The sequence below is a fragment of the Gordonia sp. 852002-50816_SCH5313054-c genome (assembly GCF_001665925.1).
Lineage (GTDB): Bacteria > Actinomycetota > Actinomycetes > Mycobacteriales > Mycobacteriaceae > Gordonia > Gordonia jacobaea.
In genome coordinates, this window is the sequence record NZ_LZTE01000035.1 from 42360 (window position 1) to 69276 (window position 26917).

At 65.4% G+C, this 26917-nt stretch carries 21 protein-coding genes; 15 read left to right on the plus strand and 6 right to left on the minus strand.

The window, feature by feature from the left end:
- The first annotated feature begins 48 nt into the window (after window positions 1-48).
- From A5788_RS08640 to A5788_RS08655, 4 genes are all read left to right on the plus strand, one after another.
- Window positions 49-873, plus strand: coding sequence for an SDR family oxidoreductase (locus tag A5788_RS08640; RefSeq protein WP_064869553.1), 825 nt, complete (start codon window positions 49-51; stop codon window positions 871-873).
- A 43-nt stretch (window positions 874-916) separates the two neighbouring features.
- Window positions 917-2182, plus strand: coding sequence for an acyl-CoA dehydrogenase family protein (locus A5788_RS08645; protein ID WP_049699645.1), 1266 nt, complete (start codon window positions 917-919; stop codon window positions 2180-2182).
- 8 nt (window positions 2183-2190) lie between these two features.
- Window positions 2191-3228, plus strand: a complete 1038-nt coding sequence (locus A5788_RS08650) for a phosphotransferase family protein (RefSeq protein ID WP_064869607.1) — start codon at window positions 2191-2193, stop codon at window positions 3226-3228.
- A 68-nt stretch (window positions 3229-3296) separates the two neighbouring features.
- Window positions 3297-4004 carry a TetR/AcrR family transcriptional regulator gene (locus tag A5788_RS08655; RefSeq protein WP_064869605.1) on the plus strand — a complete coding sequence of 236 codons (708 nt, stop codon included), beginning with the start codon at window positions 3297-3299 and terminating at the stop codon, window positions 4002-4004.
- 64 nt (window positions 4005-4068) lie between these two features.
- Here the strand turns inward: A5788_RS08655 and A5788_RS08660 are convergent, their stop codons facing one another.
- Together A5788_RS08660 and A5788_RS08665 are read right to left on the minus strand one after the other, a co-directional pair.
- Window positions 4069-5601 carry an AMP-binding protein gene (locus A5788_RS08660; RefSeq protein ID WP_064869551.1) on the minus strand — a complete coding sequence of 511 codons (1533 nt, stop codon included), beginning with the start codon at window positions 5599-5601 and terminating at the stop codon, window positions 4069-4071.
- Window positions 5602-5674: 73 nt separating this feature from the next.
- Complete coding sequence (locus tag A5788_RS08665; RefSeq protein WP_064869549.1) at window positions 5675-6634, minus strand: phosphotriesterase family protein; 960 nt, start codon at window positions 6632-6634, stop codon at window positions 5675-5677.
- A 209-nt stretch (window positions 6635-6843) separates the two neighbouring features.
- Between A5788_RS08665 and A5788_RS08670 the strand changes: the two genes are divergently transcribed.
- The 8 genes from A5788_RS08670 to A5788_RS08705 all read left to right on the plus strand — a co-directional run bounded on the left by A5788_RS08670 (window position 6844) and on the right by A5788_RS08705 (window position 16643).
- Complete coding sequence (locus tag A5788_RS08670) at window positions 6844-7800, plus strand: L,D-transpeptidase family protein (protein ID WP_064869547.1); 957 nt, start codon at window positions 6844-6846, stop codon at window positions 7798-7800.
- Window positions 7801-7999: 199 nt separating this feature from the next.
- Window positions 8000-8800, plus strand: a complete 801-nt coding sequence (locus tag A5788_RS08675) for an alpha/beta fold hydrolase (protein WP_064869545.1) — start codon at window positions 8000-8002, stop codon at window positions 8798-8800.
- Window positions 8797-10113 carry a hypothetical protein gene (locus tag A5788_RS08680; protein ID WP_064869543.1) on the plus strand — a complete coding sequence of 439 codons (1317 nt, stop codon included), beginning with the start codon at window positions 8797-8799 and terminating at the stop codon, window positions 10111-10113. Before A5788_RS08675 ends, A5788_RS08680 begins: the two co-directional genes overlap by 4 nt.
- On the plus strand, window positions 10110-11318 hold the full coding sequence (locus tag A5788_RS08685) for a GNAT family N-acetyltransferase (protein WP_064869603.1): 1209 nt from the start codon (window positions 10110-10112) through the stop codon (window positions 11316-11318). The genes A5788_RS08680 and A5788_RS08685 overlap by 4 nt, the downstream gene beginning before the upstream one ends.
- A 74-nt stretch (window positions 11319-11392) precedes the next feature.
- The gene (locus tag A5788_RS08690; protein ID WP_064869541.1) at window positions 11393-12667 is read left to right on the plus strand and encodes an acyl-CoA dehydrogenase family protein; all 1275 of its coding nucleotides are present in this window, start codon (window positions 11393-11395) and stop codon (window positions 12665-12667) included.
- Between the two features lie 47 nt (window positions 12668-12714).
- Window positions 12715-13599 (plus strand): LLM class flavin-dependent oxidoreductase, encoded by an 885-nt coding sequence (locus tag A5788_RS08695; protein WP_064869539.1) that lies wholly within the window; start codon window positions 12715-12717, stop codon window positions 13597-13599.
- Between the two features lie 23 nt (window positions 13600-13622).
- Complete coding sequence (locus tag A5788_RS08700) at window positions 13623-14909, plus strand: LLM class flavin-dependent oxidoreductase (protein ID WP_064869537.1); 1287 nt, start codon at window positions 13623-13625, stop codon at window positions 14907-14909.
- 162 nt (window positions 14910-15071) lie between these two features.
- Window positions 15072-16643 carry an APC family permease gene (locus A5788_RS08705; RefSeq protein ID WP_082937931.1) on the plus strand — a complete coding sequence of 524 codons (1572 nt, stop codon included), beginning with the start codon at window positions 15072-15074 and terminating at the stop codon, window positions 16641-16643.
- Here the strand turns inward: A5788_RS08705 and A5788_RS08710 are convergent.
- From A5788_RS08710 to A5788_RS08720, 3 genes are all read right to left on the minus strand, one after another.
- Window positions 16630-17325, minus strand: coding sequence for a PIG-L deacetylase family protein (locus tag A5788_RS08710; protein WP_064869535.1), 696 nt, complete (start codon window positions 17323-17325; stop codon window positions 16630-16632). The genes A5788_RS08705 and A5788_RS08710 overlap by 14 nt on opposite strands.
- A 3-nt stretch (window positions 17326-17328) precedes the next feature.
- Complete coding sequence (locus A5788_RS08715) at window positions 17329-18729, minus strand: class II fumarate hydratase (RefSeq protein WP_049699634.1); 1401 nt, start codon at window positions 18727-18729, stop codon at window positions 17329-17331.
- 87 nt (window positions 18730-18816) lie between these two features.
- Window positions 18817-20505: a fumarate hydratase gene (locus A5788_RS08720; protein ID WP_064869533.1), complete on the minus strand. Its 1689-nt coding sequence runs from the start codon at window positions 20503-20505 to the stop codon at window positions 18817-18819.
- Window positions 20506-20693: 188 nt separating this feature from the next.
- On the opposite strand from A5788_RS08720, the gene A5788_RS08725 reads away from it, so the two are divergent.
- Genes A5788_RS08725 through A5788_RS08735 form a run of 3 tightly spaced genes read left to right on the plus strand, consistent with a single transcriptional unit; the run spans window position 20694 to window position 25878 of the window.
- Window positions 20694-22934, plus strand: coding sequence for a glycerol-3-phosphate 1-O-acyltransferase (locus A5788_RS08725; protein WP_064869531.1), 2241 nt, complete (start codon window positions 20694-20696; stop codon window positions 22932-22934).
- Entirely contained in the window at window positions 22931-24445 is a 1515-nt protein-coding gene (locus tag A5788_RS08730) for an HAD-IB family hydrolase (protein WP_064869529.1), read from the plus strand. The genes A5788_RS08725 and A5788_RS08730 overlap by 4 nt, the downstream gene beginning before the upstream one ends.
- Window positions 24442-25878, plus strand: a complete 1437-nt coding sequence (locus A5788_RS08735; protein ID WP_064869527.1) for a wax ester/triacylglycerol synthase domain-containing protein — start codon at window positions 24442-24444, stop codon at window positions 25876-25878. The genes A5788_RS08730 and A5788_RS08735 overlap by 4 nt, the downstream gene beginning before the upstream one ends.
- An 8-nt stretch (window positions 25879-25886) precedes the next feature.
- Here the strand turns inward: A5788_RS08735 and glpX are convergent, their stop codons facing one another.
- Complete coding sequence (gene glpX, locus A5788_RS08740; RefSeq protein WP_049699629.1) at window positions 25887-26882, minus strand: class II fructose-bisphosphatase; 996 nt, start codon at window positions 26880-26882, stop codon at window positions 25887-25889.
- Window positions 26883-26917 lie beyond the last annotated feature (35 nt).

Consider the following 26917-nt stretch of genomic DNA (forward strand, 5'->3'; position numbering starts at 1 on the left):
TCGAAACCGTACTTGAACCTGAAATTGGGTTCAAGTACGGTTTCGTCTATGAACATCGACGGAAATGTTGCCATCGTCACAGGCGCGGCGGGCGGAATCGGGTCGGCCATCGCGCGTGCGCTCGTCGCGGGTGGGGCTCGAGTCGTTGCCACCGACCTCGACGACGAGGCGCTCAAGCGTGCCGCCGCCGAGATTGATCCGAGTGGCGAGAACGTGGCGACGCTGGCAGGGGATGCGGGCTCGTCGACGCACATCGATGCAACCGTCGCGCTCGCGGAGAGCCGGTTCGGTGCTGTGGACATCTACGTCGCGAACGCGGGAATCGGAGGCCGACCGGGACTGGCGGCGTCGGACGCCGACTGGGATCTGGCGCTCAACGTCAACGTGCTCGCGCACGTTCGTGCGGCTCGTCGCCTCGTTCCCGAATGGGTTGAACGCGGCAACGGCTACTTCATCTCCACGGCGTCGGCGGCGGGTCTGCTGACCCAGCTCGGGTCGCCGATCTACTCCACCACTAAACACGCCGCCGTCGCCTTCTCCGAATGGCTCAACGTCACCTACGGCGATGACGGCGTCAAGGTGAGCTGTCTGTGCCCGATGGGTGTCGACACCGCACTGCTCCGTCCGCCCACGTCGCCGGACAACGGCGACGAGATGCTGATGCAGGCCGCAGTCGAGACCGCCGGCCGGGTGCTCACGCCGTCCGAGGTGGCCGAGGTCGTGCTCGCTGCCATCGCCGGCGAGCACTTCCTGATCCTGCCGCACCCCGAAGTACTCGACATGTACCGCAACAAAGGTGCCGACTACGACCGCTGGTTGCGCGGGATGCGTCGGTACCAGAACACGCTCCGCGAGCAACTCACCAACGCGTGACAACCCAGTTCCTCCGAAAGCCTTACACCATAAGGAGAATTTCATGAGTCTGTACGAGATGTCGCCGCGCGCAGCGGAATACCGCCAGCGCCTGCTCGACTTCATGGACCAGTACATCTATCCCAACGAGGCCGTGTACGAGCAGCAGATGCGTGAGCTCGACAACCCGCACGCCAACCCGCAGATCCTCGACCAGCTCAAGGAGAAGGCCAGGGCAGAGGGGCTGTGGAACCTCTTCCATCCGCACAAGGAGTGGGGCCCGGGGCTGAGCAACCTCGAGTACGCGCCGCTCGCCGAGATCATGGGTCGCGTGGTCTGGGCGTCGGAGGTGTTCAACTGCAACGCACCCGACACGGGCAACATGGAGGTGCTCACGCTCTTCGGCACCGACGAGCACAAGGAGCGCTACCTCAAGCCGCTGCTCAACGGGGAGATCTCGTCGGCCTTCGCCATGACGGAGCCCGCGGTCGCGAGTTCGGACGCCACCAATATCGAGCTCTCGATGGTCCGCGACGGCGACGAGTACGTGCTCAACGGTCGTAAGTGGTTCGCGTCCAACGCGGTTCGTCCCGACTGCAAGGTGCTCATCGTGATGGGCAAGACCGATCCGACAGCGCCGACACACAAGCAGCAGTCGATGATGGTCGTGCCCACCGACGCGCCGGGCCTCACCATCGTGCGTAACCTCCCCGTCTTCGGATACGTCGATCGTGAAAGCCACGGCGAACTGGTCTTCGACAACGTCCGCGTGCCCACAGCCGACGTTCTCAAGGGTGAGGGCGAGGGCTTCGCCATCGCGCAGGCACGCCTCGGGCCCGGACGCATCCACCACTGCATGCGGACCATCGGAATGGCAGAGCGCGCACTGGAATTGATGTGTGAGCGTGCCGTTGCGCGTGTGACCTACGGTGAGCCGCTGGCCGATCGCGCGAACATCCAGGACTGGATCGCGGAGTCGCGCATCGACATCGAGATGGTGCGTCTGCTCACCCTGAAGGCCGCCGACATGATGGACACCGTCGGCAACAAGGCTGCGGCCACCGAGATCGCGGCGATCAAGGTTGCCGCGCCCAACGTCGCGCTCAAGATCATCGACCGTGCGATCCAGGTGTACGGCGGCGCGGGCGTCACCGACGACTTCCCCCTCGCCATGGCCTACGCACACATCCGGACTCTGCGACTGGCCGACGGTCCCGACGAGGTGCACAAGCGGTCGATCGCGCGTCGTGAACTGCGCCCGTACCGCACCGGTCCGGTTCCGGAAACCGTTGCCGGCGTGACGGATCAGGCTCTGGCCGCGCGGTGGTGAGTGCATCGGTGACAGACCTCGGCATCCCCGACGTCGACTCCGATGCCCTGCGGGCGTGGTTGTCGGACAACGGCATCAGCCTCGACGACCAGGTCACGGCGACGAGAATCGGTGGCGGACAGTCGAATCTGACCTATCTGCTCGCTGACGGGTCGGGTCGGCGCTACGTGCTGCGCCGACCTCCCGTCGGGCACCTGCTCGCGTCGGCCCACGACGTTGCCCGTGAGGCGCGGATTCTGTCGGCGCTCGCACCGACGGACGTGCCCGTACCCAAGGTGTACGGCGTGTGCACCGACGAAGCGGTGGCTCCGGTGCCGCTCGTCGTCATGGACTTCGTCGACGGCATCTCGCTGGAGAAGAGGGAGAACGCGGAGCTTCTTCCCCTGCCCGCACGCCGCAACGTCGGGACGTCGATGATGGAGACGCTTGCGCACATTCACGCGGTTGACCTCGACGCGACCGGACTGACCGATCTCGCCAGCCACAAACCGTATGCGCAACGCCAACTCAAGCGGTGGGCCGCGCAGTGGGAGCACTCGAAGACGCGGGAGATCCCCGAGTTGGACTCGTTGACTCGCAGGCTCGCCGAGAACGTGCCGGAGCAGCACGAGACGTCGCTGGTGCACGGAGACTTCCACATCCGCAACGTGATGGTCGACCCGCAGACCGGTGACGTGCAGGCGGCTCTCGACTGGGAACTGTCGACGCTCGGCGATCCGCTCGCCGACATCGGCAGCACCCTGGCGTACTGGCCTGAGGTGGGGGAGGAGATCCCCGGACGATTCAGCGCCGAGACCATGGAGGGTTTCCCGACCCCGGCTGACGTGGCAGCCGACTACCTGCGAATCACAGGACGTGATCCGGAGGCGCTCAAGTACTGGCGGACGCTGGGGTTGTGGAAGGTCGCCATCATCGTCGAGGGCGTGGTGCGTCGAATTCAGGACGACCCGACCAACCGCGCCGTCGTCGGCGCCCCAACCCCAGAGTTGGTCGACCGCTTCGTGGACAAGGCGAGCAAGATGGCCGACGAGGCAGGATTGGCGTGACCCGATACCGTTGATCGATCAGACTGTCCGGTCGTGAAGTGAGGCCCGAGATCGCCGAGGAGACCCAGATGAGCACCGAAACCGACGGCACCGCCGCGCACGACACCGCGCTCGAGGTGCCGTCGGTTGCGGCTGCCCCGAGCACAGTGCGCAAACCCCTGACCGCCCGCGGAGAGAGAACGCGGGCGGCTCTGGTGTCGGCGGCGCGCACAGTCTTCGAGCGCGACGGATTCGCCGATTCACGGCTCACCGACATCACCACCGAGGCGCAGTGCTCGATCGGGTCGTTCTACACCTACTTCGACAGCAAGGAAGAGATCCTCGACGCTGTGCTCGCCGAAGCGCACCAGGACATGCTGCATCCTGGCTACCCGCACGTCGAGCCGGGTTCCGACGACGACCCGACCGAGATCCTCGCCGCGGCCAACCGAGCCTATTTCGAGGCGTATCGGCGCAATGCCGGCCTGCGTCTGGTGCTCGAACAGGTGTCGTCGACGATGGCGGAGTTCCGTGAGAGGCGGCGCCAGCGCAGCCTCGTGTTCGTCGAACGCAATGCTCGTCATATTCGGGAATTGCAGGAGCGAGGCATCGCCGATCCAGAACTCGACCCGACGGCCGCGGCCGCGGCGTTGTCGGGAATGGTGTCGCGGATGGCCTACCAGGCGTTCATCGTCGGCGGCGAGCCGTCGGACATCGACGCGATGGTCGACACCGCCACCCACCTGTGGGTCAACGCGATCGGCCTTCGACGTCCCGGTGCGGCCCCGCGCGACTGAGTGCCCCGAGGGGCACGTTCTCGCGGGTCCGCAACATCGGGCAATGAGGGTCTCGACGTGAACCTCATCGAGGTTGCTGTGTACCAGAGCCCGTCGAGCTGAGTTCGCGGAGCGAATCACGGTCGATTGCGCGCTTGAGGATCTTTCCGGTCGCGCCCTTCGGTAGTGCATCGACGACGTGGACGATCCGCGGAACCTTGTAGGCGCTGAGTCGTTCCTTCGCCCAGCCGCGCAGGGCATCGGTGTTGAGCACGGCGTCCGGCCGCAACGCGATGACCGCGGCGATCTCCTCGCCATAGTGGTCGTCGGGCACGCCGATGACGGCGACCTCGACGATGTCGGGGTGGGTGTAGAGCGCCTCTTCGACTTCTCTCGGGTACACGTTGTAGCCGCCGCGGATGATGAGATCCTTTGCGCGGTCGATGATCCGGAGGTCGCCGTCGGCGTCCATCGCGCCGATGTCGCCCGTGCGCAGCCATCCGTCGACGAGTTCGGACGCGGTGGCCTCTGGCCGATTCCAGTAGCCGATCATCACCGTCGGCCCCTTGAGGAAGATCTCACCGACCTCGTCGGCGCCGAGAGGTGTGCCGTCGGGATCGCGAACCTCGATGGTGAAGCCCGGCAACGCCGGTCCGACGGTTCCGACCTTCGGTTCGCCGTCGAGGTCGCGGAAGGTCGCGGTGCCCGCGGTCTCGGTGAGGCCGTAACCCTCGAGGATCGCGCAGCCGAACTTGTCGGCGAACGCACGAATGACCTCACCCGGCATCGACGCTCCGCCCGAGCACGCCAGCCGCAGGTCGACGAAATCGTCGGATGAGTATCCGGATGCGTTCTGCAACATCGCATTCCACATCGTCGGAACGCCGCACGCGATGGTGACATGCTCGTCGCGGATTCGGTTCATGAACTCCACGGGCGCGAAGGGGGACAGCAGCGACAGGCTGCCGCCCCAGGTCAGCGCGCTGTGCATCACGACGACCTGCCCGAAGCAATGGAACAGGGGAAGTGCTGTGGCCCAACGCTCTTCATCGCCGATTCGCAGCGCCGGACGGAACGCGATTGGAGCTGCGTTGACGTTGGCGATGCTCAACTGAGCGCCCTTGGGCTTTCCGGTCGTCCCGGAGGTGTACAGGATGACCGCGGTGTCGTGCTCGTCGCGTTCGACATAGGCCTCGACCGACGGCGCGTCCGTAACCGGATCATCCTCGAACGGCTTCAGTTCCACGAACGGAAGCCCACGGTCTGTCGCGACCAGATCGGCCGCCGCTGCCGACTCGTGCCACGCGACGATCAATGAGGTCCCGGAATCGTCGACAACGTAGTCGATCTCGTGGGTGGTCGACATCGTGTTGACCGTGATGATGGTGGCGCCGATCGTATGGAGGCCGTAGTGGGCGATGGCGAACTCGGGAATCGACGGCGCAACAAGCAGTACGCGGTCACCGGGAGAGACTCCCAACGCCGCGAAACGCGCTGCGCTGCGGGCGGTTCGAGCACGCAGGTCGCCGTAACGCAGGATGCGCTCGCCGCTGCGTACCGCGATGCGATCGGGATAGGTGTCGGCACCCTTCCACAGGGCGGCTACGGGATTGGCCATGAGATTCCTTATGACAGAAGGGGTGTGGAGCTGTGTGCACCCGGGGCGAGTACTCGCCCCGGGTGCATGGCGGTCACTCGAAGTAGCGGCGCGGGACGTCGACGAGCATGGTGGTGATATCGGCATCGCTCACACCCCGTTCGCGCAGAGCGGGCAGCACGTCCTCGCTGATGTGGCGGTAGTTCCAGTTCGGGACCGCCTGCTTCTTGGCTTCTGGATCGAACCAGTCGATGAAGCACGACGCGTCGTGGGCAAGTCCCATCCGATCGGCGTAGCCGCGTTTGGCGAGTTCGACGATGGTGTTGATGCGGTCGTCGAAGGGCAGCAGGACGTCGAGCCCGAAGCGGTCCATGCCAAGGATCGATCCCTCGTCGGCGACCTTCATGAGGTAGTCGAGGTCGGTCGAGTCCCCGGAATGTCCGATGACGACCTTGGTCAGATCGACGCCCTCCTCGCGCAGCACGCGCTGCGCGACGAGGCCAGAGCCGGTGTGCGGGTTGGTGTGCACGGTGATCGGAGCGCCGGTCTGAACGTGTGCCTGGCCGACGGCCCGCATCACGCGTTCGACGCCGGGCGTCAGTCCCTGCTCCTCGATGGCGCACTTGAGGAACGAGGCCTGCACGTCGGTGTCGGCGATTCCCTTGGTGAGGTCACGGACGAAGAAGTTCACCAGCGGCTCGTCGACGTCGAAGAGCAGCCCGGGGCCGGTGTAGTGGAACTGGAAGGGAATGTCGTTGTAGGTGTAGAGGCCGGTTGCCACCACGATGTTCAGGTCGACCTGGTCGGCGATCTTCTTGATGCGGGGGATGTAGCGGCCGAGACCGAGCACCGTCGGGTCGAAGATGGTGTCGATACCGAGACCCTTGAGCTCGCGCAGATCGCGCACGGCGTCGGCGATCTTGCGATCCTCGTCCCAGTCGTCCTGATAGTTCTCTCGGTACTCCTCGCCGAGGATGAAGATGTGCTCGTGGATGAGTGTTGAACCCAGGTCGCCCGAGTCCACGGGGCCTGTGACGGTGTTGACAGTGCTCATCTGTTGTCCCTTCGACGTGTGTGAGTAGTCGCTGACTTCGGCCAATGTGCGCTACGTCACCAAGAGACAATAGATGAGGCTGAGTTCATGTTCAAGTAGCAGTTCTGCCGCTCTGTCACCCGATCAGTGCAGCACTGTGATGCCCCTGAGACTCACGCCGTCTTGCCATTTGCCACACTTGTGTGGTGCAGAAGTTACTGATGAGGCGAATGAGACTGTTGGGACTTGTAGTGATTGCGGTGATGGCTGCAATCGTTGCCGGTGCCGGCCAGGCATTGGCCGCGCCGGGAACCTCGACGACTCCCACATCACCCGCCCCGACATCACCCACCACACCCCACACTCCGACACCGACGTCGCCTTCTCTCGGTATCCCGCAGGTCGACGGAATCTTGGACACCCTCGCGGGTAGCGGATCGTCGAAGCCGGGGCCGCAAGCGTCGGATACGGGCCAGATGATCGTGGTCACGGCACCGAAGGCGTCCGACCCGACCGCGACGCTCACCGCATTCGAGAAGGGCGCTGACAAGTCGTGGAAGCCCGTGTTCGGGCCGACCAAGGCGTTCCTGGGCTCGCTGGGAATGGGGGAGCCGAAGGACAACGTGTACCGCACGCCGGAAGGCACCTTCGCGCTGGACCAGGCGTTCGGTAGGCAGGCCAATCCCGGCACCAAGATGCCGTACTTCCAGGCGACGCGTCAGGACTGGTGGGACTCCAACATGAAGTCCCCGACGTACAACACCCATGTGCGCCAGGCGAACAGCCCCGGCGGCGACAGCGAGAACCTTTACGACGCGGGTCCGGTGTACGACTACGCGGTCAACATCGCGCACAACCCGCAGCGCACCCCCGGCAAGGCGTCGGCGATGTTCCTCCACGTCACCAACGGTGAGCCGACCATGGGCTGCGTCGCAATCGATCGCGACGTGATGCGCAAGATCCTCGCGTGGCTCGACCCTGCCAAGCACCCCAAGATCACCATCGGCGTCAACGCCGCTGCCCCCACGGGCGACGGGCCGTCGACCACCGCGCCGTCGGGAACGACGCCGAAGACGCCCACAACGCCGAGCGTGCCGGGAGTGTCAGACATCCTGGGCGACAAGGGGTTGAGCGATCTGTTGACGCAACTGGTCAACCTCATCCCGACTCTGCTCGGGACCAAATAGCACCCCGGGGCCAGTAGCAACGCGCTGACTGTGGGTCGAATCGAAGGACGTGGGTGCTGCAGCACCCACGTCCTTCGATATGGCACACATGTAGACGCGCGGGTGTCGGCTCAGAATCCGGATGGTTCAAAGCCTGTCGTGAAATGTGGTGGTGCGCGATGCTTCTCGGGCGCATCATAGCCCACAACAGGAGTGAACCATGCCCTTCTTCGACGGCGCGCAGGGCCGGATCTTCTACCGGCACTGGCCAGCCAACACCACGCCGACAGCCGCGCTGATACTTCTGCACGGATTCGGCGAGCACTCGGGGCTCTACCACCGCTACGCAGCGGAGTTGGCAGCGCACGGCGTCGAACTCTGGGCACTCGACCAGCAGGGTCACGGGTTGTCCGACGGTGAGCGTGGCGACGTCGGATCGTACGACGCCGTGGTGCACAACGCGCGAGCCCTGACCGACCTCGCCGCGGCACGCTCGCCGGAGCTGCCACTCGCGATCAGTGGACACTCGCTCGGAAGTCTCGGTGCACTGTTCGCGGCGCTCGATCAGCCGTCGAGGTACTCCGGTGTCGTGATCTCGGGTGCTCCACTGTCGCCGCTACCGTGGCTGAGTTCGGTGACCGCGGAAGGCGGCAGTTTCGAACTCGACCTCGACGCGCTGTCGGCCGACCCGTTCTATCGCGACGAGTTGGCCAACGATCCGCTGGCATTCACCGGAGCCGATGTCGTCGAGGTCTTGAAGGCACTCTTCGAACCGGCGTGGGCGCGGCTCGACGAGGAACTGCCGACGTTGTCGACACCCGTTCTGGCAGTGCACGGTTCGGACGACCAGATCGCACCGGTGACCGGCGTGCTCGCCTGGCAGGACCGACTGCCCGGACTTCGCGTCGAGATCATCGACGACGCCGCGCACGACGTGCTCAACGAGACGGTCCACCGCGCGGTGGCCGACCACGTCGGACGCCACGTCGTCGATCACGCCCTGACCGGAGCGAACGCATGACCTCAACTGCTGCAGCCGCTTTCGCGCTCGACGAGCACGAACGGAGTGCACTTGCCGGCCTCACGAGCTTCCCGCTGCTCGGGGCGATCACCGGCAGGCGATCACGCCGCTTCCCGGTCGGCGGTGAAATCCCCTCGGGCGAAATGGCTTTCGCCAGTCGCAAGCCGGTTGCGCCGCTGAGCGACACCGAGCGCGCGATCGTCCTCGCGGCGGTCACCGGAGTGACCGGCTGGAACTTCGGGATCAGCCACCACCCGGGATACGCGCCCGCGCTACCGAACTACTCGGGCACCGCAACGGGCCGAACATTCCCATCCGCGGCCGGGTTTCACACCACGGAGTTCTTCTTCACCGACGACTCGGGTACCTACTTCTTGTCGAGCCGCGGCGCCCAACCTCAAGGTGAACTGCCAGACGACGGGTCGGCGTCCGACACCGACGTCGAGGCGTGGCTCGCGGAGACGGTTGGTCGGTACCGCAAGATCTCCGACGAGCGCATCTACCTCCCGCGCGAAGAGCCCTACCTCGAGGGCCACAACACCTGGATCGCCAACCATCCGGGTTCGCTGCTCGTCATACCGATCGCCGACCTGGCGCAGCACTTCATAGCCAACGTGGCATTCTTCCTCCAGAACGGCTATGGCCTGTACGACGACATCAACGGACGTGAGATCCCCGGTGGCACAGACTCTTCGCTGCGCCACGCCGGTGACCCGTTCCCGCTGTCGTTCGTCGAGCAGTACACACTCGCCGAGGCGAGCGCGGAACTGATCACCGCCGCCTACAACGGCCACCTCATTCTGGGCGCGTTGGGACTGGGCGGGTGGACCTTCGACGGGATCGATCGGCTGTCGATCCTCGGTGCGTCGGGTGATCCCGCGGTGCCAGGGCTCGGCTTCGAGGTCCAGACCGACGACCGTTGGGCCCTACCGAATCCGACGGGACTGCCCGGCGTGTTCGAAACCCTGTCGCGTCCGCACGTCGCAGACGCTGCCGAGGCGGTAGCACGGTTCACGGAGCGAAAGTTCGGTCCCGGTGGGCCATTTCATCCGGACACCCCCGGACCGTGGAGTGACAACCCGCGCGTTCGCGGTTCGGCCGCGCGCTACGACGACGACTTCGTTCGACTGCTCACCGAGCAGATCGCGTACGTCGACCACACCTCCGGGAAGATCCCGGGTACCGTGCCGACGGTGCACATCCTCAATTACCTTCAGGCACAACACATCGACACCGACTTCTACGACCACCACTTCGGGCCGGGCGCATATCTGGATACCCACCGTGATCATGACCGGACGTGGCACCGATGAGCGTCACGATCCGACCGCTGTCCGGCCCCGCCGAGGTCAATGCCGCCTTCCGGGTGTTCCTCCGGTCGATGGTCGGGCTGCGGTTCGGACAACTCGACGCCGCGACCATCACCGAGGAAGGCCGGTATCTGGGCGCATTCGACTCCGAGGTCATCGTCGGGGGCGCGGACTCTTACTCGAGCCAGCTCGTCGTGCCGGGCGGTGCACGCGTTCCCCACGCGGCCGTCACACACGTCGGCGTGCTGCCGACCCACCGTCGCCGGGGAATCGTCACCGGACTCATCGAGCGTCAACTGCATGACATCGCCGACCGGGGAGAGGTGGTGGCGACGCTGCGTGCCTCCGAGGCCGTGATCTACGAACGCTTCGGCTACGGGATCGCGAGTTCGAGTCGGGCCGTGACCATCGACACGCGCCGAGCGAGGCTGCGCGACACCGTGCCCGACGGTGATACCAACGACGTGCGCCTCGTCGACGACGCGGTCACCACCGAACTACTGGAAGACATCTACAGACGTGCCGCAACGTGGGTCGGTGCAATCGACCGCCCGGCAGGCTGGTGGCGACTGCAGCAACTACGACGCGACGCTGCGCCGGTGCAGCATTACGTCGCCGTGCACAGCTCCGATGGAGTCGACGACGGCTACGTCGTCTACAAGCCCGAGGACCCCGACCATTGGTTCAGTAGCGACGCCAAGACGATCACCGTCGTCGACTTCGTGTCGTCGCGGCCGACCGCGCGGGCAGCGTTGTGGCGTCATCTACTGACGCTCGACCTCGTCGACGTGATCGAGTGGCCCGCTGTCGCACTGGATGATTCGCTGCCGCTGGTCGTCACCGACCCGCGTGCAGTCCGGCTGGGCGCGGCGCACGACGAGACGTGGCTTCGGCTCGTCGACGTCGAATCGGCGCTTCGCGCAAGGACGTACCGGATCGATGATCCGGTCCGGCTCGAGGTCGTCGACCCGCTCATCGAGCGCAACAACGCGGTATTCGAGATCAGCCCCAAGGGGACCGAACGCGTGACGGGCAAGTCCGACGCAACGACCGATGTGGCGACGCTCGCCGCTGCGTATCTCGGCGGCACGCGGTGGCGGTCGCTGGCAGACGTCGGACGCGTCGACGTGTCTGCCGCGTCGGCTGTCGACCGACTCGACGGTCTGTTCGCCACTGGCGTGCTGCCCTTCGCGGGCACTGTCTTCTGACGAGACTGTTCCGGCCGCACCGCTCGCAACCCGTATGTCATGTGTCGGCCCTCGCCGACAGGAAGGAGCTCCCGATGACCGAGACCACCACACACCCGGCTTCCGCGCACGAGGTCGAGGGTTGGACGACCTATCTGCGCGAGCCAACCGCCGACTACGATCAACTCGTCGAGCGCTTCGCGCCGGCATTCGAGCGCGTCGCGGCCTCCAACGTCGCGCGCGAACACGACCGCTCGTTCGGCTACGACGAGGTTGCCGAACTTGTCCGAGAGGGACTGGGGCGCATAAGGATTCCCGTGGAGTTCGACGGTCTGGGCGCGTCACTGGAACAGACCTTTCTGCTGCTGTCGCGACTGGCCGCCGCAGACGCGAACATCGCGCACGTGTTCCGCAACCACCTGGCGTTCGTCGAAGACCGACTCAACGCGCCGCAGTCAGCGGGCAACGATCGGTGGATCGAACGTTTCCTCGCAGGCGAATTCGTCGGCGGCGGCTGGACGGAGGCCAACAACGGCACGTACGCAACAATCGCGACAACTGTGCGACGTGACGACGAGCGCTACCTCGTCAGCGGAGCCAAGTTCTACGCCACCGGAAGCCTTTTCGCCGACTGGCTCGACGTCATCGGCAAATCCGACGACGGCGGCCTGCTCACCGCGCTCGTGCGCCGTGACGATCCCGGTGTCGAGCTCGTCGACGACTGGACGGGCTTCGGGCAACAGACAACCGCCAGCGGGAGTGCGCGCTACGTCGACGTGCCCGCCGAGCCGGACAACGTCTTCGACATCACCGAACGCTTTGTCTACCAAGGTCACTTCTACCAGGTGGCGATCCTCGCGGTTCTCACCGGAATCATCCACGCATCCCTGCGAGACGGGATCGAGGCTCTCCGGGCACGCAAGCGCAACTATCCGCAGGGGCTGGACCCGGTGCCCGCCAACGACCCTCAGCTGCTGGCAGTGATCGGCGGAGTGTCGGCGCGTGCCTACGCCGCAGACGCCGCGCTGCGTGAGGTGGGTCGGACGCTCGATCGTATCGCCGAGGCACACGCATCCGGAGACCTCGACCTCCGCAGGGCTCGCGTCACGGAGGCCCAGCTCGCCACCGACCACGCGCAACTCACCATCATCGACGCCGCACTCGCGGCAACCACCGAGATCTTCGACGCGCTCGGCGCATCGGGAGTCTCCACCGACAAAGCACTCGACCGTCACTGGCGCAACGCGCGCACCCTCGCCTCCCACAATCCGCGGGTCTACAAGGCGCGCATCGTGGGCAACTGGCTGGTCAATGGTGTCGACCCCGTACCCGACTTCTCGGCATTCGGCCGTGGCGGACAGGGCAACTGAGGAGACAGGGCAAATGAGGAGACAGGGCAACTGAGGGGAGCGAGCAGATGAGTGCACCGTACGTGGCGGTCGGATTGACCGGTGAGCAGGTGGGCGCGCTGTTGGCGGATCGTGCGCTCGCCGCGCGCTGGGATTCGCTGCCGCTGGCGTTCACCGTCGTCGGCATCGATCGGGTCAATGGTGCCGACGACGTTGGCGGGGCCGCCGGGCCGGCCGGTCGCACGACGCTGGAATCCTCCGTTGCGACAACCTTTCTCGCAAGGAAGGCTCCACTGTCCCGGTTCCTGTTCACCGCGTCGTCGCGTCGCGATCATCCCTACAACCTCGCGCGGCGAGTCGCATCCGCCGGGCATCTCTCGCGGGGGAGAACCGGCGTGCTCCTCGGCGTGAGGGACCCGTACGTGCCTGCAGGTGACCCGTGGACCCACGACGCAGTGTCCGTCGACGACATCGCGCACGCGGTACGAGTCCTGGAACAGACCTGGCCCTTCGCGTCGGTCGTCGCCGACCGTGCGTCGGGGATCTTCGTGGAGTCGGACCAGATTCAGTTCGCCGACCTCGAGAACCCCTACCGGATCGCCGGTCCGTTGACGGTGCCGGAACCCGCGAGCGGTCCGTCGGTGATCGCCACGTACCACTCCGGCGTGCGTGAGGCCGGCACCCGCAGCGATGTCGACCTCGTCGTCGGACCGACCAGCGCTGTCCGTGAGATTTCGTCGGCGGCAGAGTTGCCGACCGACGTCGAGGGAATTCTGTTGCGCGACGACGAGTTGTCGCCCGCAGCGCTGGCCGATGCGGCGAAGAAGCTGCTGGCGATCTCCCGACCGATCGCGCCGGGTCTGTCGCTGCGGACTGCGCTCGGACTACCTGTCGCACCGCGGGATCTTCGTCGGGTGGCATTCGCACGTCCGGAACCGCTCGACGCACCCTGACCTCCACTCCGAGAGGAACTCCCATGACCCGACGCGACGGCCACGTCATACTCGGCATCAACGCACTCGTCCTCGGCTATGTGCCCGCCTCATGGCAGACACCAGGCCTGAGCGCGGAATCGTTTGTCTCGCCCGACTATTGGGAAGAGATCGGTCGGATCGCCGAGAGAGGGACACTCGACGCAGTCTTTCTCGCCGACGCCCCCGCACTCGGTGACCCTGCATACGACGCCAATCCGGCGCATCTGGAGCCGACGGTCAACTGGGCACATGTCGCAGCCGCGACGGAGCGGGTCGGGTTGGTGTCCACGGCGTCGACGACGTTCAACGATCCGGTAGAACTCGCCGAGCGACTGCTGACGCTCGATTACCTGTCGCAGGGTCGAGCGGCCTGGAATATCGTGACCACCCGAGGACCCGCGGCGGCCCGAAACTTCGGGCAACCCGACGTTCCACCACGCGACGACCGCTATGAGCGCGCAGGCGAGTTCGTCGATGTGGTTCGTGCACTATGGGGGTCCGCGGACACGGGCCGCGAGATTCGGCACAGGGGAGTCCACTTCTCGGTCGACGGACGATTGCGCACGCCGTCGCGTGGTGAGCATCCGGTGCTCTTTCAGGCGGGCGGGTCGGCTGCGGGCCGCGACCTGGCGGGGCGGGTCGCCGAGGGCGTCTTCGCCGCAGAACTGACACGCGACAAAGCGGTCGAACACTATCGTGTGGTGAAGCGAAAAGCGTTGGCATACGGTCGATCACCCGACGACGTCAAGATCCTTCCCGGTCTGCTCGTCTCCCTCGGCAGCACGGAAGAGGAAGCCAGAAGGCGGAACGACGAACTCCACGACCGAAGTCCGGCGTGGTACTCGGTTGGCTGGCTGTCGCACGCGATCGGCGTCGACGCGACAAAACTCGATCTCGACGCCCCGTTCCCCGAGGACGTGCTCGCAGGACCGGCCGACCTCCAGACCTTCAGTGGCAGTATCGGTTTCCGCGAGTCGATCGTCGCGCAGATCCGCCGTACCAATCCGACGGTCCGCGAGTACCTGCGGCAGACCCGCTACACGGGTTCGGGCCACGCCGGATTCGTGGGCACCCCAGAGCGATTGGTCGATCGAATCGACGACTGGTTCTCCGCGGGTGCGATCGATGGCTTCAATCTGCAACCGGATGCGCTGATCGACGGTCTCGCTGTGATCGCCGACGAGGTGGTTCCCCTCCTGCGTCGACGGGGGCTCTACCGCCACGACTACGAGACCGACACTCTGCGTGGACATCTGCGTGCAGCAGCGTCGTCGGCGCCGCTCGGATGACAGGGATAGAACCGCACAGAGAATAAGGGCTGGCAACGGTGTCGTCGGCCAGCATACTTCTCTCGATCAATCCCATTCGCGCACAGCGCAATACATGAGATATCCAGATCCGACGGGCGGGTAGTTGCCGTCTTCGGCGATGGGTGTCCGAGAGGAATCGAGATGACCACCGACTCGACGTCGACGCGCCCGCCCGAGGCGGCGCACACACCACCAGCGCCACCGCACGTGCCAGAAGGCGCAGCCGCCGGATCGGCGGTCACAGAGCAACCGGGTGGTCTGCGCTCGAACACGCTGGGCTCCTGGGAGGTCTTCGCGCAGGGCCTCGCCGCTGCGGCACCGAGCGTCGCTGTCGCGTCCGTTCCGTTCGCGCTGTACACCGCGGCGGGCAAGGGCGCCGCGTGGGCGGCGATCATCGGGTTGGTGATCGCCGTGCTGCTGGCAACCACCATCAGCTTCCAGGCGCGGCGGACGGTGTCGTCCGGCTCGTTGGGAACCTACACCGGTAACGGGCTCGGACCCGCGTTCGCGTTCGTCGGAGGCTTCAGCCTGCTGATCGGCTACGTCGGATTCTCGGTGACCGGGACACTCGGTGGTGTGCTCTACGTCGACTCCTTCCTTCTCGAACTCGGAATCGGTTCGGAGGCTTCATGGTTCCGACTCTTGCTGGTCTTCCTGGTCGTCGGGCTCGCGGTGTACCTACCCATCCGCGGTGCGTCGCTCGCCGCGAAGTACGAGTTGGTGTTCGAGGTCATCGCACTGATCTCCATCGCAGTGATCATCGTGGCCGCCTACGTCTCCTACGGGTGGCGCTTCGACACCGAGCAGTGGAGCCTCTCGAACCTCGGCCACAGCTCGACATTCGTGGCCGCAGTGACAGCGGTCGGTGCCTACGCGGGCTTCGAAAGCGTTGCCTCGCTTGGTGCCGAAGCGCGGGAGGCGCACCGGTCGATCTCTAAAGCGCTGCTGCGCGTCGTGTTGATCATCGGTGTGCTGTACATCATCGCGACGTATCCGCAGGTGTTGCACTTCGACGGGATCAACGGAGACAAGGCGATTCTGCCGCAGCTCGCCGACTCGTCCGGTGTGGGATGGGTGAAGCCGGTGACGAGCGCTGCCGTCGCGGTCGCCTTCATCGTCTTCGTCACTGCGGTCACGAGTTCGGCTGCGCGTTCGCTGTTCACGTTCGCGCATGAGGGCGCACTGCCGCGCGTGTTCGCCAAGGTCCACTCCAAGTACCACACACCGTGGGTCGGCGTCGCGTTCGTCGGTGCTGCGGCACTTGTCTTTTCGATCGTGGCCACCTTCAGTTCGGCCGGCCGCACCGTCTTCGACGTGTACGGCGCGTACGTCACCAACTGGGGCTTCTTGGTGAGCTATCTGCTCGTGGTGATCGCGACACCGATCTGGCTGTACAAGATCAAGGCGCTCACGCCGTTCCGTGCGATCGTGTCGGGCCTCGCGGTGGTGGCTCTCGGTTACGTGATCGTCAACAACCTGTACCCGGTTCCGGAGTTCCCGTTCAACATCCTGCCGTTCGTGTACCTCACGATACTCGCGGCGGGTGTGGCGTGGTACGTCTACCTCCGGGTGACGCGACCGGAGATCGCGGCGCGCATCGGCACCATTCAGACTCTGTCCGCAGAGGAGCAGGAGCGGCTCGCCGACGCCGACATCGCCGAAGAACTGCAGGCCGACGAACCCGAGACCAGCTCGTCCGTCACGCCGAAGTAGCGCGTGGCCGCTTGAGTTCGAAGCACGCCGCGCGACGACCACCAAAGTCGTCGCGCGGCGTTGTCACGGCTTCGATCTGAGCTCGGGCCTGCTCGATGACCGGTGTGCCCGGATCGAGCACGCCGAGGTACACCTCGTGTGCCGCAAGGGAACTCACTGCGACGTCGACCTGCTCGGTGACGTCGACGGCATGCGTGGCGTGTGGGCCGTTCTCGAACAGCCACTGCGGAGCGTCGTCGCCGAGTGAATCGTATGCGTCGAGAACCGCTGCGGAGAACTCCATGTGGTCGGACTGGTTGGGCGTCCCGGGCGCCCACTCGGCCCCACCGAACAGCGACAGCACCACCTGCGGGCCGACGCGTCGGATCGTCTCGGCGATCGCCGCGCGTAGCTCGGGAGTGTTGCGAATGTTGCTGTCCGGAAAGCCCCAGAACTCCACGTCGTCAACACCGACGATGGCGGCAGACGCGCGTTGCTCGCCCTCGCGAAGCGGACCTGCTTCGGCCGCCGCCATGCCCTCGATGCCGACCTCGCCGCTCGACGCCAGGGCGTACACGACGTGTTTGCCCTCGCCCGTCCACTTCGCGACCGCTGCCGCCATGCCGTACTCCGGATCATCCGGGTGCGCCACGAGCACCAGCGCCTTCTGCCAGTCGGTGGGGAAGGGCGCGAGATCGGCCACGACTCAGCGCTTGTGATCGAGGTTGGCCATCTTCAACACGTCGAGGCGCTTGTCGAGCTCTTCCTCACTGAGCTTGTCGGGGACGAGTCCACGATCGAGAACGGTCTGCCGAATCGTCTTCTTCTCCTTGAGAGCCTGCTTCGCGACGGCCGCGGCCTCCTCGTAACCGATGGCCGAGTTGAGCGGCGTGACGATCGACGGTGAGCTCTCGGCGAGAGTCCGCAGACGGTCTTCGTCGGCCTTCAGGCCGGAAATGCAGCGATCGGCGAACAGTCGTGAGACGTTGGCGAGGAGCTTCAGCGATTCGAGGACGTTGCGCGCCATCATCGGGATGTAGACGTTCAGCTCGAACGCACCGTTGCCGCCGCCCCAGGTCACCGCGGCGTCGTTGCCGATGACCTGCGCCGCCACCTGCGTAACTGCCTCGGGGAGAACAGGATTGACCTTGCCCGGCATGATCGAACTGCCCGGCTGGAGGTCGGGGAGGTGGATCTCGGCCAGCCCGGTGAGCGGACCGGAACCCATCCACCGGACGTCGTTGGCGATCTTGGTCAACGAGACCGCGATGGTCTTGAGCTGACCGGAGAGCTCGACAAGTCCGTCGCGGGCCGCCTGTGCCTCGAAGTTGTTCTTGGCCAACGTGATCGAGTCGACGTCGGTGAGCCTGACCAGTTCTTCGACAACCTTGGTGCCGAAGTGGTCGGGCGCGTTGAGACCCGTTCCGACGGCGGTTCCGCCGATGGGTACCTCGCCGACCCGCGGCAGTGTCGCGACAAGACGCTCGATGCCTGCTTCCACAGCCCTGGTGTAGCCGCTGAACTCCTGACCGAGCGTGACCGGTACCGCGTCCATCAGGTGGGTACGACCGCTCTTGACCACCTCACGCCATTCCTCTGCCTTGGCGAGCAGTGCCAACCGCAGGTGATCGAGCGCGGGGATCAGGTCGGTGACGACGGCTTCGGTTGCTGCGACGTGTGTCGCGGTGGGGAAGGTGTCGTTCGACGACTGCGACATGTTGACGTCGTCATTCGGGTGAACCTCGACGCCGTTCGCCTTCGCGATCGACGCGATGACCTCGTTGGCGTTCATGTTCGAGCTGGTGCCCGACCCGGTCTGGAACACGTCGATGGGGAACTGGTCGTCGTGCTTGCCATCGGCGATCTCCTTGGCCGCGGCGATGATGGCGTCGGCCTTGGTCGCGTCGAGCAGCCCGAGGTCTTTATTGACCTGCGCACATGCGGCCTTGAGCAGTCCCATCGCACGGATCTGCGTGCGCTCGAGCGGCCGGTGGCTGATCGGGAAGTTCTCGACGGCGCGTTGCGTCTGTGCGCGCCAGAGTGCGTCGACGGGGACCTTGACCTCGCCCATGGTGTCGTGCTCGATGCGGTACTGCTGCTCGCTCATCTGATGCGTCCTCCGAGTGTCTGCGGTGGGTTAGGACTACCTCAATCCACGCTACTCGCCGCGACCTGCCGCCAATTCTCGGCCCGGTCAGGACCTGACACGCACCCCCAGCGGGACCGTCACCGTGCCCGACGGATCGGTGAAGAAGTCGTTGCCCTTGTCGTCGACGACGATGAACGCAGGGAAGTTCTCGACCTCGATCTTCCAGACCGCCTCCATGCCGAGCTCCGGGTACTCGATGACCTCCTGGCTCTTGATGCAATCGAGGGCGAGGCGGGCGGCGGGGCCACCGATCGAACCGAGGTAGAAGCCGCCGTGGGCGTCGCACGCCTGGGTGACCTGCTTCGAGCGATTTCCCTTGGCCAACATGACCATTGATCCGCCCGCGGCCTGGAACTGCTCGACGTAGGAGTCCATGCGACCCGCCGTCGTCGGCCCGAACGAGCCCGACGCCATGCCCGCGGGAGTCTTGGCCGGACCCGCGTAGTAGACGGGATGATCGCGCAGATACTGCGGCATCGGTTCGCCGGCGTCGAGACGCTCTTTGATCTTGGCGTGCGCGATATCGCGAGCCACGACGAGAGGTCCGGTCAGCGACAGTCGGGTCTTGACCGGGTACTTCGACAGTTCGGCGAGGATCTCGGGCATCGGCCGGTTGAGATCGATGTCGACGACCTGGCCGCCCTCGATGTCCTCGGCGACGCCGGCGTCCGGCATGTACTGCGCCGGATCGGTTTCGAGTTGCTCGAGGAAGACGCCCTCGGAGGTGATCTTGCCCAGCGCCTGGCGGTCGGCCGAGCACGAGACGGCGATCGCCACCGGGCACGATGCCCCGTGGCGAGGCAGACGCACGACGCGGACGTCGTGGCAGAAGTACTTGCCCCCGAACTGAGCGCCGATTCCGAAGGACTGCGTCAGCTTGAAGACCTCTTCCTCCAACTCGACGTCTCGGAAGCCGTGCGCCGACATCGAGCCCTCTGTCGGCAGCGTGTCGAGGTAGTGCGCCGACGCGTATTTCGCTGTCTTCAAAGCGAATTCGGCCGACGTTCCGCCGATGACGACCGCGAGGTGGTACGGCGGACATGCCGCGGTGCCCAGTGACCGGATCTTCTCGTCGAGGAAGGTCAGCAGGCGGTCGGGGTTGAGGATCGCCTTGGTCTCCTGGAAGAGGAACGACTTGTTGGCGCTGCCGCCGCCCTTGGCCATGAAGAGGAACTTGTACTCAGGCCCCTTCGGCCCCTGCTGCGTGGAGTAGATCTCCACCTGCGCAGGCAGATTGGTGCCTGTGTTCTTCTCGTCGTATGTCGTCAACGGTGCGAGCTGTGAGTAGCGCAGGTTGAGTTTGGTGTACGCGTCGTAGACCCCGCGCGAGATCCACTCGCCGTCATCGACGCCGGTCAGCACCCCCTCGGACTTCTTGCCCATGACGATCGCGGTGCCGGTGTCCTGACACATCGGCAGGACGCCGCCCGCGGAGATGTTGACGTTCTTGAGCAGGTCGAGCGCGACGAAACGGTCGTTGCCCGACGCCTCGGGGTCGTCGATGATCTTGCGCAACTGCCGCAGGTGTGCGGGGCGCAGGTAGTGGCTGATGTCGTGCATCGCCTCTGACGTCAGGCGTTCGAGGGCTTCCGGCGCGACCTTGAGGAAGGTCTGGCCGTCGACTTCGACCGTCGAGACCCCCTCTGTGGTGATCAGGCGATAGGGCGTGTCATCGGCGCCGGAGGGTAGCAATTCGGCATAGCGAAACTCCGGAGCAAGGGCTGGTTTGCTCACGCGAGAATCCTATCGCGGCCGGTCAGTGGCCCTCCGGTGTCCCGGTACCTGATGTGGGCCACGCCACGGGGATTCGTCACGCTCATAGTCCGATGTGCGTGACGAACGGAAGGGGTATTACTGTGTGGTGGATCACAGTTCACTCAACTGTCTCCGATTCACTGATGTCAACACGGGAGGGGAACCCATTGGCCGCAATCGTGCTCGCCGAGGTTCGGACGAACCTTGAACGCGAGGCCGTCGCCGAATGGGCGGCGAGCAAGCATCCCGACGCCCCGGTGCGCACACTCGACGAAGTCGATCCCGAAGCCCTCGACCCGGCAACGACGCTGATCCCCGCACGCGTCGTCTGGCTTCCGCCGATGCGCAAGGGCGAGCGCCGCGTCTCGATGGCCGACGTTCTGGTGCTGTCCAACCCGCGTCGACCACCTGCGTTTCGCCAGGGGGCGATCAAGAAGCGTGCGCCCGACCGCGTTCGTGTGGTCGCCGGAGAACCGGCGACGGTGGAGGAGTTGCGTCGCAGGCACGAGCAGTCGTCGGCCGAGGGCGAGGATTTCGGCCAGTTCGTCGAATTGGCGGCAGCACTGTCCGCGGAGCGCGCCGAACGGCAACTGATCGGTGACCGCTACAAGGTGCCCAAACTCGTCGCGCAGCAGATCGGTTCGTCGGCTCGCTTTCAGACGAATGCCGCGAAGCTCGCCGCCGATCTCGGCCGTCCGGCGGCGGCGATCATTCAGGATGCGATCGACAAGATGTCGACGTTCGTGGCCACACAGAGCCCACTGATGGACGACGTGTTCTCGACGACATTCGGCAAGCTGTACGAACGTACCTGGACGGTCTCGGTCGACCTCGACACGTTGAGTGAGCTGCGCAGTCTCAACAAGACCCACGGCTTGGTGTTCTTGCCGTCGCACCGGTCGTACGTCGACACGTTGGTTCTCTCGGATGCGCTACGGCGCCACGACTTTCCGCCCAATCTGGTACTCGGCGGCAACAACCTCGCGCTCTGGCCGCTCGCGGCCATCGCCCGACGCGCCGGAGTGATCTTCATTCGCCGTAAGTTCGGCGACGATCCGATCTACAAGTTCGCGATGCGCGCATACCTGTCGTTCATCGTCGAGAAGCGTTTCAACCTCGAGTGGTACATCGAGGGCGGCCGAAGTCGCACGGGCAAGCTGCGCCCGCCGATGATGGGGCTGCTCGCCTACGTCGTCGACGCCGTCGAGCAACTCGACACCGCGGACATGATGGTCGTGCCCACGTCCATCGTCTACGACCAGCTCCACGAGATCGCGGCTATCACGCGCGAATCCGCCGGTGGCGCAAAGAAACCCGAAGATGTGACGTGGCTGCTGAAGTACGCCAAGGCGCAGCGGTCCTACCTCGGTGAGGCGCGAGTGCGGTTCGGCGAACCGTTCTCGCTGCGGGAGTCGATCCTGGAGTTGAGCGAGGACGATCCCGCACGCCTGGAGAAGATCGCATTCAAGGTGATGGACGAGATCAACGCGGCGACACCGATCTCGGCGACGTCGTTGGCGGGCTTCGCACTGCTCGGGGCGGGCGATCGGGCGTATACCGCCAAGGAGATCGAGGACATCCTGCGACCGCTGCTCGCCTATATCGAGCGGCGCGAGCTGCCGGGGCCTGATCCGGCGATGTGCCGGGGACTCGGTCTGAAATCGACGTTGAAGGAACTGACCGACGCGGGCGTGCTGACCCATTTCGCGGGCGGCGTCGACGATGTGTGGTCGATCGCCGGGGACAACCACGCGGTGGCCGCGTACTACCGCAATGGAGCGATCCATCATTTCGTCGACCGCGCGATCGTCGAGGTCGCGTTGTTCGCTGCGGATCGTCGCACCATCGACGACGATCGCGAAACACGTCTGGCAGCAGCACAAGCCGAGGCGCTGCGGATTCGGGATCTGCTGAAGTTCGAGTTCTTCTTCCCGACCAAGCAGGAGTTCCTGCACCGTCTCGGCGCCGAGATGGATCTCATCGCGCCCGAGTGGCGGACCGTCAGGCCGACGCCCGCATGGTTGCACGACACCTTCGTCGCGATGTCGGGCGAGCTGTTTGCCCGCAGAACCCTTCAGCCGTTCTTCGACGCACAGCTGGTCATGTCCCGACGGCTGGTGGAGCTGGGCGAGGAGTCCCGCGACAAGCAGGAGATCATCACCGATTGCCTCGGATTGGGTAAACAGCTTGCGCTGCAAGGTGTGGTGAAAAGCAGGGATTCGGTGTCGACGGAGCTCTACACCGCCGCGTACAAGCTGGCCGACAATCGGGGACTGATCGATCCCCACGACGGACGTGATCTGGTTGCGGCACGGCAGGAGTGGCTCGACGAGGTCGAGGACATGCGGGATCGTCTTGCCAGAATCGCCGAGATCGAGGCGGAGCAGACAGGAGTGACGGCGGTATGAGCGCACTGGGCGATCGCCTGGCCGAAATCCGCTCCGCACCGCGCGGCAAGCACATCGGTGCGTTCTTCGACTACGACGGGACTCTGATCGAAGGATTCTCTGCGACAGCGCTTTTCGGAGCCCGGATTCGAAGTATGGAGTTCGGAATCGGAGAGGTCGCCGACTTCGCACTCATCGGCCTGCGCGGAGTGGAATCCGAACAGGACTACGCCGAGGTGCTCCAGGCAACCAAACCGACGTTCGCAGGCAAGACGTACGCGGAACTGTTGGACCTGGGGGACAGGCTCTTTCGGCAGGAGACTGCCGCCAAACTACGCCCTCAGATGTGGCAGATCCTCAACGCGCACCGCGAGATGGGGCATCGCATCGTCATCGCGTCGTCGGCAACGCGATTCCAGATCGAACCCATCGCACGCGAGATCGAGGCCGATCACGCGCTGGCCACCGACGTGGAGGTGGTCGACGGCATCGTCACCGGGGAGGTCCTCGGCCGTCCGCTGTGGGGGCCGGGCAAAGCGGCGGCGGTGCGCTCACTGGCGCGCGAGTACGACATGGATCTCGACGCGTCCTTCGCCTACAGCGATGGCAACGAGGACATCCCGTATCTCGAAAGCGTCGGACATCCCGCGGCGGTATCGCCCCGCAGGACGCTGCGGGCTGAGGCGGAGTCGAGGGGGTGGCCGATCCTCGAGCTACGCAATCCGTCGCACAATCGCTTCGGGATGGCGCTGCGTACCGGCGCGATGTACGGGTCGTTCCTCGCGGGTGCCGCCGCCGGAATCGCGGGCGGCGTCGTGGCGCGTAGCCGATTCGAAAGCGCCGTCCAGACGGGCATCGCCACCGGAAACGACGTCGGGTTGGCGTTGGCCGGAGTGCATGTCGACGTGCTCGACGGCAAGGAGAACCTGACGTCGGACCGTCCCTGCGTGTTCGCGTTCAACCATCAGTCGAAACTCGACCTCCCCGTCATGATTCACCTGATACAACGCGACGCGACGGGTGTGGCAAAGAAGGAGATCCAACGGCTTCCGGTGTTCGGCCAGATCCTCGACGCGGCCGGGTTGGTGTTCATTGATCGCGCCGACGCCGGCAAGGCCATCAATCAGCTCGAGCCGGCGGTGCGCAAGCTGCGCGACGAGGGCGCGTCACTGGTCGTCGCGCCGGAGGGAACGCGATCGCCGACGCCACGGATCGGACGGTTCAAGAAGGGGCCATTCCACATCGCCATGCAGGCCGGGGTGCCCGTCGTTCCTGTTGTGCTGCGCAATGTGGGCGAATTGATGTGGCGCGGTTCGCAACTCGTGGCACCGGGCACGATCGAGGTGCGAGTGTTGCCGCCCGTCGACACATCGGAGTGGCAGGCGGAGACCATCGACGACCACACCGAAGAGGTACGTCAGATGTTCATCACCGCGCTGGCGGAGTGGCCAGTGCCGAACGGAACTGCGGAAGACGATGAATCGCAACAGGACGAGAGCGGTAGCGACGACGCAGGGGAGGTTGTCGAATGAGTGAGGATCAACCCCTCGAGTGGGGCACCGAGCAGCACATGAGTCCGGTCGACGCGCTGATGTGGCGCGGCGACACCGACCGTCGACTGCGTGGGACGATCTCGATGATCGAGATCTACGACTGCGAGCCCGACTGGGACAGGCTGATTGCGGCGCACGACTGGGGCAGCCGGATGGCGCCCAGATTCCGTTCGCGCGTGGTGGATTCGCCGCTGCACACCGGCACCCCGAGTTGGGCTGTCGACCCGGAGTTCGATCTGCACTATCACGTTCGACGCATCAGGCTGCCCGGCGACGGCTCGATGGCCGAACTGCTGTCGACGTGTGAGCAACTGGCGATGACCGCGCTCGACCCGGCCCGACCGCCATGGGAGGGCTACTTGATCACCGGTCTCGCCGACGGCAAGACCGCCTACTTCCTCAAGGCGCATCACGCGCTGACCGATGGGCTCGGCGCGATTCTCGCTCTCGCGCAACTACATTCGCCGTCGCGCGAGCCGATCCCGAACAAGCCTCAGCCGCCCGCGCCGCCGCCGACCGAACTGTCGGCGCTCGAGGTACTCGCTCGACAGGTGGGGGAGGAGATTCGACGTACCCCGTACCGGGCGGGTGTGGTGTTGCGCGGGGCGTTGGCGCTGACCGATCCCAAGCATGCGTTGAGCAAGGTGCTGCGATACGGGCGCTCGGTGCCGCGCGTTGCCGGCCTCGTCAGCCCGCCCGGTTCGCCACTGCTCGCGGAGCGCAGTCTCTCGTGGCGCTTTCTTGCGTTCGAGGTGCCGTTCGTCGAGTTGAAAGCCGTGGCGAAGTCGATGAAGGCGTCGATCAACGACGTCTACCTCGGCGGGCTGATCGGTGGCTTCCGCATCTATCACGAGAAGATGGGCGAGCAGGTCGACGCGATTCCCGTCGCGATTCCGATCTCGGTGCGTCGACCAGAGGATCCCGAGGGCGGTAACCGTATCGCGGTCGGCAGGCTCGCCGGCCCGATGGGCATCGACGACCCGTTCGAGCGGGTGTTGACGATCCGCGAACAGGTGCGTGCCGCACGCACCGAGCCCGCCGTCGACATCTTCAACACACTCGGATCGGTGCTGGCGTGGATGCCTGGTGAGCTTCTCGGTCAGTTCAGTGGTGCGACGAGCATGAACGATCTGCAGGCCAGCAACGTACCGGGTATCCCGTGGGAGACGTTCGTCGCGGGTGCGAAGGTCGAGCGGTTGTTCCCGTTCGGTCCGCTTCCGGGATGCGCGGTGATGGCGACGATGATCACGCACAATGCCACGGCATGCCTCGGGCTGAACTGCGACGCCGCGTCGATCTCGGATCCGGAGCTGTTCGCCGAGTGCATCGTCGCCGGGTTCGACGAGGTGCTCGCCGTCGCCGAACCGACCGGTGATGTCACCGATCGGGTCGGGATGCGGCGCGTCGTATAAGGGTTTCGCTAGATGTCGAGGCGGGCGTACTCACGCAGCTTGGTGGTGCGGTGCACCGCCTCGATACGGCGGATGGTTCCCGACTTCGAGCGCATGACCAGCGAACGAGTGGTCGCACCGCCTCGGCGGTAGGTGACGCCGCGCAGCATGTCGCCGTTGGTGACGCCGGTCGCGGCGAAGAAGCAGTTCTCGCCGCGGACGAGGTCGTCGGTGCCCAGGACGCGGTCGAGGTCATGTCCGGCGTCGATCGCCTTCTGACGCTCCTCGTCGTTGCGCGGCCACAGCTTGCCCTGGATCTCGCCGCCCATGCACTTCATCGCGACAGCGGTGATGATGCCCTCCGGGGTGCCGCCGACACCCATGAGCATGTCGACCGTCGAGTAGTCGCCGGCAGCGGCGATCGCGCCCGCGACGTCGCCGTCGGAGATCAGGCGGATCTTGGCGCCTGCCCTGCGGATCTCGCCGATGAGGTCGGCGTGGCGCGGACGGTCGAGGACGACGACGGTCAGATCGCCGACGTCGATGCCCTTGGCCTTGGCGACCGAGTTGACGTTCCATTCGACCGACTCGTCGATGTTGATGGCGCCCTTGGCTTCCGGGCCGACGGCGATCTTGTCCATGTAGAAGACGGCTGACGGGTCGTACATGGTGCCGCGCTCGCTGACCGCGATGACGGCGATCGAGTTGGGGCGACCCTCGGCCATCAGGGTGGTGCCGTCGATGGGATCGACCGCGACGTCGCAGTCAGGGCCGAACCCGTTGCCGACCTCTTCGCCGTTGAACAGCATCGGGGCCTCGTCTTTTTCGCCCTCACCGATCACCACGACGCCGCGCATGGAGACTGTCGAGAGAAGCTCGCGCATCGCGTCGACGGCTGCACCGTCGCCCTTCTTCTTCTCGCCGCGTCCCACCCAGCGTCCTGCGGCGAGTGCCGCGGCCTCGGTGACCCGCACCAGCTCCATGGCAAGGTTGCGGTCGGGTGCCTGGTGGTTCTCGGCTGTCATGTCTGATCGACTCCTTGGCGTTGGCAGTGACGCGG